Origin of the sequence: Vibrio sp. 10N.222.51.C5 (assembly GCF_041474575.1) — a bacterium.
GTDB classification, from domain to species: Bacteria; Pseudomonadota; Gammaproteobacteria; order Enterobacterales; family Vibrionaceae; genus Vibrio; species Vibrio crassostreae_C.
On sequence record NZ_JBFRUJ010000136.1, the window covers coordinates 1 to 534 of the forward strand.

1 protein-coding gene is annotated in these 534 nt (G+C 44.2%); it reads right to left on the bottom strand.

Translation table 11 applies throughout. The features are described 5' to 3' along the window. Positions 1-534 (bottom strand): aminotransferase class I/II-fold pyridoxal phosphate-dependent enzyme (locus tag AB4558_RS22045; RefSeq protein WP_372074975.1); only part of this gene is annotated, 534 nt, incomplete at both ends.

The following is a 534-nucleotide window of genomic DNA, read 5'->3' on the forward strand; positions in this document are numbered from 1 at the left end:
TGAGTCCATTAGACAAGTTAGAGCAAACATCGCCATTTGCACTTGTTGCGGTAGAGATAGACCGGCAGTGTGATTCAAGGCTACGCTACGGCTATCCGCAACGATGCGGTCGATGAACTTAATGTCACGTGGCTCTGGAGTCAGTGTTTTGTAACGGTCATCAAGTTGACACTGTTTTTCTTCGCTGAAAGAACTTAGTGCGTCATCAAATACGTTTTTGTGTTGGATACCAATGGTACCTAAACGCCAGCCTGTTGCGCCAAAGTACTTAGAGAACGAGTAAACACAAAGTGTGTTGTATGGTAGTTTTGCAAATAGAGAAACGAAGTCATCGGCAAATGTACCGTATACGTCATCAGTGATGATGAATAGGTCACTGCGTTGCTCATTCACAAAGTTTGTTAGGTTCTCTAGAGTCTCGTCAGAGAATTTCACTGATGCTGGGTTTGCTGGGTTAACGACGCAAAGTAGTTTGATGTCTGTATCTGCCAGTTTCTCGATTTCAGACATTGGAAGCTGCCAAGTGGTCTCATC